Source organism: Mesorhizobium sp. M7A.F.Ca.MR.362.00.0.0, assembly GCF_004023175.1.
Taxonomy (GTDB): domain Bacteria; phylum Pseudomonadota; class Alphaproteobacteria; order Rhizobiales; family Rhizobiaceae; genus Mesorhizobium.
The window spans coordinates 1-7,713 of the sequence record NZ_RZTF01000313.1; the positions used below are offsets into that span (position 1 = coordinate 1).

The 7,713-nt window shown below is 63.5% G+C and carries 9 protein-coding genes; 5 read left to right on the forward strand and 4 right to left on the reverse strand.

Going from position 1 to position 7,713, the window contains the following annotated elements; translation table 11 throughout:
* The first annotated feature begins 165 nt into the window (after positions 1–165).
* From EOC06_RS28015 to EOC06_RS28025, 3 genes are all read left to right on the forward strand, one after another.
* Positions 166–810, forward strand: a complete 645-nt coding sequence (locus tag EOC06_RS28015; protein ID WP_128309309.1) for an alpha/beta fold hydrolase — start codon at positions 166–168, stop codon at positions 808–810.
* Between the two features lie 4 nt (positions 811–814).
* Entirely contained in the window at positions 815–1,585 is a 771-nt protein-coding gene (locus EOC06_RS28020; protein WP_128290287.1) for an exodeoxyribonuclease III, read from the forward strand.
* 192 nt (positions 1,586–1,777) lie between these two features.
* On the forward strand, positions 1,778–2,974 hold the full coding sequence (locus tag EOC06_RS28025; protein WP_128309310.1) for a hypothetical protein: 1,197 nt from the start codon (positions 1,778–1,780) through the stop codon (positions 2,972–2,974).
* Positions 2,975–3,035: 61 nt separating this feature from the next.
* Here EOC06_RS28025 and EOC06_RS28030 read toward each other — a convergent pair whose 3' ends face one another.
* Entirely contained in the window at positions 3,036–3,137 is a 102-nt protein-coding gene (locus EOC06_RS28030; protein ID WP_128309311.1) for a putative RiPP precursor, read from the reverse strand.
* A 215-nt stretch (positions 3,138–3,352) separates the two neighbouring features.
* A complete protein-coding gene (locus tag EOC06_RS28035) occupies positions 3,353–3,442 on the reverse strand; it encodes a putative RiPP precursor (RefSeq protein WP_127271493.1) in 90 nt (29 codons plus the stop codon).
* Between the two features lie 171 nt (positions 3,443–3,613).
* Here EOC06_RS28035 and EOC06_RS28040 point away from each other — a divergent pair, with 171 nt between their 5' ends.
* Positions 3,614–5,227, forward strand: coding sequence for a WD40 repeat domain-containing protein (locus EOC06_RS28040; protein ID WP_128309312.1), 1,614 nt, complete (start codon positions 3,614–3,616; stop codon positions 5,225–5,227).
* 41 nt (positions 5,228–5,268) lie between these two features.
* Positions 5,269–5,820, forward strand: coding sequence for an isochorismatase family protein (locus tag EOC06_RS28045; RefSeq protein ID WP_128309313.1), 552 nt, complete (start codon positions 5,269–5,271; stop codon positions 5,818–5,820).
* Positions 5,821–6,121: 301 nt separating this feature from the next.
* On the opposite strand, the gene EOC06_RS28050 is transcribed toward EOC06_RS28045, so the two are convergent.
* Positions 6,122–6,334, reverse strand: a complete 213-nt coding sequence (locus EOC06_RS28050; protein WP_127268529.1) for a hypothetical protein — start codon at positions 6,332–6,334, stop codon at positions 6,122–6,124.
* Between the two features lie 77 nt (positions 6,335–6,411).
* On the reverse strand, positions 6,412–6,711 hold the full coding sequence (locus EOC06_RS28055) for a DUF1236 domain-containing protein (RefSeq protein ID WP_127326587.1): 300 nt from the start codon (positions 6,709–6,711) through the stop codon (positions 6,412–6,414).
* Positions 6,712–7,713 lie beyond the last annotated feature (1,002 nt).

Below are 7,713 nucleotides of genomic sequence, written 5' to 3' on the forward strand. Positions count from 1 at the left end.
GAGGGGGGCGCTGTCCCGCCAACAGATCGGCCAATTTTGGGGCGTGTTCCCGCACGCAAGCCGGACCGAAGACTGGCATTCCTTCACGCCCCCCTCTGCCCTGCCGGGCATCTCCCCCACGAGGGGGGAGATCAGCAGCGTCGCCGTCGCGCCGGACATCACACCATGACCACCTTCCTCTTCGACGGTCCCGACACCGCTGCCATCACCATCCTGCTCGCCCATGGCGCCGGCGCGTCGATGGATTCGCCTTCGATGACCGCCACCGCCAAGGCGCTGGCCGCGGCCGGCTTACAGGTCGCACGCTTTGAATTCCACTACATGGCTGCCCGCCGCTACGGCCACCGCAAACCGCCGCCGCGGGCCGAGACGGTCAACCCGGAATATATCAAGGCGACAGCCGACCTCAGGGCAAAGGGCGTGACGGGACCGCTGATCATCGGCGGCAAGTCGATGGGTGGGCGCGTCGCCTCCATGGTCGCGGACGAGATGTTTGCCAAGGGCGAGATTTCAGGGCTGGTCTGCCTCGGCTATCCCTTCCATCCGCCGGCCAAGCCCGAGCAATTGCGCACCAAACACCTTGCCGATCTGAAGACGCCGACGCTGATCTTCCAAGGTACCCGCGACGAGTTCGGCACCAGGGACGAGGTTGCGACTTATGACCTTTCCGATCGCATCGAGGTCATCTGGCTGGAGGACGGCGACCACGATCTCAAGCCTCGCAAGAGCATCTCGGGATTTTCGGCGGCCGACCATCTGAAGACGCTGGCCGAGACGGTCAAGGCGTGGTCGGGTCGGATCGCTTCCTGAAGCGATGAAGATCGCCTCCTTCAACATCAACAACATCAACAGCCGGCTTGAAAACCTGCTGGGATGGCTGGCTGTGGCAAAGCCCGATGTCGCCTGCCTGCAGGAGCTGAAGGCGCGCGACATGCAGTTTCCACGCTCGGCATTGGCGGCGGCCGGCTATGGCGCGGTGTGGAAGGGCGAGCCGACGTGGAACGGTGTTGCCATCCTGGCACGGGGCGCCGAGCCAGTGCTGACCCGCGATGCCTTGCCCGGCGATGATGCCGACAGGCAGAGCCGTTATATCGAGGCGGCGGTGAACGGCATCATCGTCGCTTGTCTCTATGCGCCGAACGGCAATCCTCAGCCCGGCCCGAAATTCGCCTACAAGCTCGCCTGGCACGCGCGGCTGGAGGTGCATGCCGAACAGTTGCTCGACACCGGCCTGCCGGTGGTGCTAGCCGGCGACTACAACATCGTGCCCGAGCCGCGCGATATCTACGCCACCCGCTCCTATGACGACAACGCGCTGGTGCAGCCGGAAAGCCGGGCGTCGTTCCAGCGCCTGCTCGATCAGGGTTGGCTTGACGCCCTGCGCAAGAAGCATCCGAAGGAAACGCTTTACACATTCTGGGACTATCGCCGCAACCGCTGGCCGCGCGATGCCGGCCTCCGGCTCGATCACATCCTGCTGTCGAAGAAACTGGCACGCCGCCTGACCTCCGCCGGCATCGACCGCGACGTGCGCGGCGAGGACGGCGCCAGCGACCATGCGCCGGTGTGGGTGGAATTGAAGTAGGCGACTGCTTTCATTGCGTCGCGCTTGAACGGCTCCCTGCAACGCGCTTAAAGTCTTTTGTCTCGATGCATGTTGCTGTCCCAATCCGGGTTCGCTTTTGGCCGACATGCAATAACCTGTCGGCAAAGTACTCCAACGCAGCCGGATCGCCCGTGAACGCAACCCCCCAGGAGATTTGTGGATCGAGGCTCCATGCCTGACTTGGGCGCTGTCTCGATATTGGCCGCCGCCATTGTGGTGCTTGCGGCTGCTGTCATGTCCTGGCTGCTGTGGCGGAAGCGCAGCCGTCGCAAGGGACGGCGGCAGACCAATCCGGCTGCCGACTATGCCGTCCGTACCGATTGGAATGCCCGCGGGGGTATGCTCAATTACTCATCCTTCGTCTATTTCGATGTCGATCGCGACGGCAAATACGGCGCCGGAGACCGGCCGATGGCCGGGATCATGGTGCGGCTGTATGACGAAGCGGGCAAGCTCGCCGCATCCGCGCGCACCAACAATGCCGGCTTTGCCAATTTTCCCATGTCGGTGAAAAGCAGAAAGGCCGTGATCCGCAAGCCGGGCAACTGGCGCTTTGTGGTTTCGGTGCCGCCCGGCTGGCAGGCGAAAAGCGAAAATGACATTCAGTCCCGACGCTTCATGCCGCTGCCGGGTTCGCCGGCCGGGATGGTATCGCAGGAGATGCTGCTGCCGGTCGGTCTGGCACCGCCGCGCCGCGTCAGCGGGCGCGTTGCCGGCGATGGACCAGCGACCCTCTCCATGTCAGGGAACGGGCACGTCCTGGAGACGCGGGCACTGGCCCCGGGTGCCGTCTTCAGCTTCGACCTGGCTGAAGAAGCCGACACGGTCAGCGTCAGCGGCGGCGGCTTGGAGCGGCGGCTGACGCTGTCGCCCTACTCGGCGGATCTCGGCCTGCTGTCGCCGCAACGCGCCGGCATCGACACTGATGCCGCTCTCGAAACGATCGATTTCGACGATGTGACGTCGCGCAGCCTCAGGAAAATTCCGGCTGGCCATGCCGGATTGGCGTGGCGCAACCTGAATGCGATGGCCCGCGACTTCACCAAGGATAGCCAGGGCTATGTCAATGGCAATGTTTCCGGCGACTATGTGCTCTACACCAGCAGCGGGCTGCCGGCCGAATTCAGCTGCGAACGGCCGTTCGGCTTTCACTCGGTCATGCTGAGCGCCGCCTGGCTGGCGTCGGAAGGGGAGGTGGCGCTGATCGAAAGCTGGCTTGGCGAGCAACTGATCTCAAGCGATCAGATCACGCTGTCGGCGCTCACGCCGCTGCACTACGCCCCGATGCTCAAAGCTGTAACGCGTGTTCGCCTGTCGACGAAACGCTATTGGCAAATGGTCGTGGACGATCTGGTCCTAACGCGCTGAGATTTAGGCATGCCAAAGCGGAGCGAAATTTCGCCCCGCTGCATTCAGGTTACGTTTACGGTCAGCCTGGTTCCGGCAGAACAATCGAGGCGCCGTTGGCCGCAGTGACCGCCGACAACCGGCCTTTTTTCAAGAACGATGGCTTCACATAGATCTTTTTCATATCAGACTCTCCTAAAATCCCGATCCGATGATGCCAGACTGCGGCCATCTGTCAACCATGCGGCTGAAATCGGTAAAACTGCAATAAATCCAAGGAGGAGCGGCAAGGCGCCCGCCCTCCAATTCTTTGTTTACGCCATTCCGGATCGAATGCCTTCGGTGCTTTTTCTGGAATTGCTCCAGCGCCAGGCACGATTCGGCCAAGAGTGTGCCAGATTATATCGTGGCGCTGGTCGAGCCGTTTGCCGTGACGGCTGAAAGCTTGCCCTTCTTGACGAGAGCCGGCTTCGCGTAAGTCTTCTTCATGGTAATCTCTCCTCATCCCTACGCGAGAATGGCAGATACGCAAGATGTGTCAACCAAGCCGGGCGTCCACACGGGCTCTTGGCGACACGAGCTTGCGGCTGATAGTCTCGACGTCGACATGCGGGGCAACCGTCACATGGTGAGGGCCGCAACAACGCCCGAGGGGTTTCAATGAACAAGGGTGCCGACAGATTGCTCGCGCTTGCCCTGGTCGTTGTCGCCGTAGGCTGCCTGGCGCGGATCTATTGGCCGGCAATCGGCGAGGCTTTCCTCTGGCGCGGCTTTTCAGGCCCGCCGATGGATCCAGCCTCGTTACGGCTGGCGGGGTTCCTGGTGGCGGCGTTCGCCTGCCTGCTTGGTGCAGGGCTGTTTTGGGCCGGCCTCTTGCCGGACCGGTCGGGCCAACCAGCGGGCGCGCCGCTGTTTGGTCGCGCGGCGGAGATGCAGGACGCTGGCAGGCCCGGCCTGCGCAGAGTCTTTCTCGTCCTGCCATTGGTCGTGGTCGCCGCACTGGCCGCCGACCGGTTCGGCCCTTGGCATGAGGGCGGCGACATAGCCAGCGAGCCCGTCGAACCGAAGGCCGACGAACCCAACCCTGGCGAGCCGAAGGCCAACGAACCCAAGGGGCAGGATGTCGCCAGCGCGCCGGCCTCAGAGCCGGCAGCCCCACCGCCTGCACCAGCAGAAGCTGCTTCGCCGCCGGAGGCCGCCAATCCGCCTGCGGCACCGGTCCCACTGACGCCGCCGGCGCTGGTGCAACCGACCCCGCCAACGCTAGTGCCGCCGACCGCGCCCGCGCCTCCGGCGCCGCCGGAGGTCGCGGTCATTCCGCCGCCCATCGTGGCGCCATTGCCGCCGGCTCCGCCGCCGCTACCGACGCAGCCCGAGGGCCACCGCGACTCGGTCGTCTGGCTGGCGGTGGCGCCCGACGGGCACTCGATCATGAGCGCCAGCACCGATCACACGATCAAGCTGTGGGACATCGCCGCCAAGCAGCTGATCCGCACTCTCGGCGTGCACAAGGATATGGCCCGCACGGCGCTGTTCATGCCCGACGGCGTCAGCGCGCTGACGGCCGGCGACGACGGCGAGATCGTGCAGCGCAAACTTTCCGACGGCGCGGTGCTGCATGTCTTCTCCTCGGGCGGCAATGGCGGCGTCAGAAAGCTGGCGATCAGCCCGGACGGCATACATGCCATCAGCGGGCACGACACGGGCAATGTCATCGTCTGGGATCTCAAGAAGGGCGCTGTGCTGCACGCCATGAGCGGGAACGGCTGGTCGGTCAGCGCCGTCGCCGTCTCGCCCGATGGCAGGCAAGCCCTCAGCGGCAGCATAGACGGCACACTGAAACTTTGGGACATTGAAAGCGGCAAGCAATTACGAAGTTGGCACGGGCATGAGCGAGGCACATATGGCGCCGCGTTCACCGCCGACGGGCATCATCTGGTCACCGGCAGTGGCGATTACACGATCAAGCTCTGGGATCTAGACAGCGGCCGCGAAGCGCGCCGCTTTGAAGGCCACGAAGGCACTGTCTACGCATTGGCGCTGTCGGCCGACGGCCAGCGCCTGGTCTCCGGCTCGCTCGACGGCACGGCGCGGCTGTGGGACATGGACACCGGCAACCAGATCGCGATGTTCGATAGCCGGACCGGCCCGATCTACGCGGTGGCCTTCACCGCCGATGGCACGGTGCTGACCGGCGGCAACGACCGCACCATCAGGGATTGGCCGGCCGCCGGCGGCGACAGCATCGTGCTGTTTGCCGGCGCGCCGGAGTGAACGGAACCTTGATCGCATTGTCCGCCGTGCTATGAAAAACCATGTCAGCTCCCAGCCTCCCGGACAACGCGCCGCTCATTGTCATCGATCTCCAGACCGGCATGTTCGACGGTGTGCACGAGCCGCCGATCCATGATGCGCCAGGCATTGTCGAGCGCACCAAGGCGGTGATCGATTGGGCGCGGCGCGGCGGGCGCAAGGTCGCTTTTATCAGGCATGACGGACCCGATGGCGATCCGTTGGCACCGGATGAGCCGGGCTGGCCGGTTTGGCCCGCGCTCGGCCAGGCGGCGGACGAGCCGACCTTTGCCAAATCGGTGCGCGATGCATTCAGCAATCCCGCCTTCGGCGACTGGGTGGCCGGGCAAGGTGCGGGTGCTGTCGTGCTCTTGGGCGCACAGACCGATTTTTGCGTGGCCGCGACGGTCAAGGGCGCGATCGCCAGAGGGCTCGGCGTGATCGTGGTGTCCGATGCGCACAGCACGCTGGACAATGCCAGCGAGAGTGCCGAACAGGTCATCACCAGGCACAATGGCGAATTCGCGGAGGCCGGTGTCAATCTGGTGACCACAAAGGCGCTTGTCGGCGGCTGAAGCCCGACCGTCGCCGCAGGCCGCATCAGGCAGGCCGGCTTGAGGAGTTCGCGAGGGAAGACAGCGCTGGGCGGCTGCCGTGGTCGACGCGGACGGGGGGGCGCATTGTTGGGATGGCTCGGGCGCCCGCGTCAACCAGGGCGGCTCGTACCGCCGCATTAGCAACATTGCACATCGCAGGTCGCTCGAAACTTCCGCGAAAGCGGAATAGGCCGGAGCAAAAGTGCGGATTCGGCTGAGACTTTCGGCGCGCTTTCCCGGTACGGGGAATCAAAAAGTCTGCTGGTTGTCGGCATGCCCCTCAAGGCGTCCGTCGCTCCTGCACCGGATCGGCGAGGAACGACGCCGCAATCAGGTCGTCGGCATCGATCCGGCCATGACGATCTTCCATGATGGCCGCGACCTTTTGAAAGGTTTTCATTTCGGCATCCGTCACCCGCGCATTGCGCATTCTGGCTTGGAGATCGGCCAGGCGAACGCCCAAAGCAGGGGATCTCACAGCTTTGCTTGTCATCTTCACTCGTCCTGTTTGGAACCTGACATGTGCGACCCGCCGCCATGGCTGGCGGCGGGTTTGGGACCGTTCGAAATTCAGTCGTAGACCTTGATGATCTTGCGGGTGCCCGGATCCACCAGGACCGTGCGGTTGTCGACCACCACGTAGCGGTATTGGACATCGGGGATCTCATGAAGCTCGACCGTTTCCGGCAACGCGCTACCAATATTCAGTTCCACACCGGGAACCTTGACCGAAGCGAGGGGCTGCTTCTTCACATACTCGCGGATGACGGTGTCCTGTTCAGGCTGAATGACAACGTCCTGAGCGGCAACGGCGCCGACTCCGGCCAACAGCAATAGCGCCGCTGCGGCGCCCGTTAGGTGCATTTTCATATTGTTTCTCCTTGCGAGTCAGCATGACAAGATCGTCCAACGCTGAAGGCAACTGAACTTGAGCCAAATGAAAATGTTCCTCCGATTGGGCTTCGGTCGGATGAGAAGTGCGACTTAAGTCCGGTCCGCGAGCGCATTGGTCTTACCGACGGGAACGGCTCTCTGTTCATGGCTGTTTGTCTCCCGAATTCGGAGAAACAGATGGACAAAAGTGTTGGCCAAGCGCGCTGGTTGCTCGCACCGATTTTCGCGACGGCCGTCACCTTTCTGGTGATGGGAATAGTCCTTGGCTGACATGTCGTCGATCGGCGCAGCAACGTCCCTTCCTGCGCTGATAGGATTCGCAAGCCGCTTCGGCGGCTGGCGAATCCTCTATCTTCACCACGCGCGGGCCTGCTCATTCGGCAAGCGAGCGCTCCGTTCAGCTTATGCAACGTTGGGAGGTTTACTATGGATCGGCGATCCTTCTTGACAGCAATGTTTGGCATTGCCGGGGCAGCAGCCCTTGCAGGGGCAATTCGCCCGATCGAAGCAGTAGCCGGTGTTCCAGGCGCCGGAAACGGCATTCTCGATGAAATAGAGGCGTCACAAACAGAGGCCTTCGACGATGGTGCACATGCGGAGGTGCAGCCGGTCGACCATCGACGCTGGGATCGGGACTGGGATAGGGACCGGGATCGGGACTGGGATCGGGGCTGGCGCCGGCGCCGGCACGGGCGGCGATGGAGACGGGTCTGCCGTAGTTATTGGCGGCATGGTCGCCGTCGCGTCCGGTGCTATCGCAGACGCGGGCCCTCGGTCATCCTTCGGTTTTAGCGCTAGCCTGCACGTCTTAGCGGCTTGACCAGCGCGATCGGCTCGGCGTCCGCATTTTTCCGGCGGCTGCCGAGCAGAATGCCGTTTGCCGAGGCTGGAGCTCCACATGACGAGGCGGCGCGAAGGTGAATCCGCGCCAGACAGAAGCGAAGACGTCAAGATGACGGTGCACCGACGCATGCCATC

Bases quoted from the DNA above. Each gene is read 5' to 3' on its own strand.
- EOC06_RS28050 (WP_127268529.1), bottom strand. From the start codon at position 6,334: ATGACAAGCAAAGCTGTGAGATCCCCTGCTTTGGGCGTTCGCCTGGCC.
- EOC06_RS28015 (WP_128309309.1), top strand. From the start codon at position 166: ATGACCACCTTCCTCTTCGACGGTCCCGACACCGCTGCCATCACCATC.
- EOC06_RS28035 (WP_127271493.1), bottom strand. From the start codon at position 3,442: ATGAAGAAGACTTACGCGAAGCCGGCTCTCGTCAAGAAGGGCAAGCTT.
- EOC06_RS28055 (WP_127326587.1), bottom strand. From the start codon at position 6,711: ATGAAAATGCACCTAACGGGCGCCGCAGCGGCGCTATTGCTGTTGGCC.
- EOC06_RS28040 (WP_128309312.1), top strand. From the start codon at position 3,614: ATGAACAAGGGTGCCGACAGATTGCTCGCGCTTGCCCTGGTCGTTGTC.
- EOC06_RS28045 (WP_128309313.1), top strand. From the start codon at position 5,269: ATGTCAGCTCCCAGCCTCCCGGACAACGCGCCGCTCATTGTCATCGAT.
- EOC06_RS28020 (WP_128290287.1), top strand. From the start codon at position 815: ATGAAGATCGCCTCCTTCAACATCAACAACATCAACAGCCGGCTTGAA.
- EOC06_RS28030 (WP_128309311.1), bottom strand. From the start codon at position 3,137: ATGAAAAAGATCTATGTGAAGCCATCGTTCTTGAAAAAAGGCCGGTTG.
- EOC06_RS28025 (WP_128309310.1), top strand. From the start codon at position 1,778: ATGCCTGACTTGGGCGCTGTCTCGATATTGGCCGCCGCCATTGTGGTG.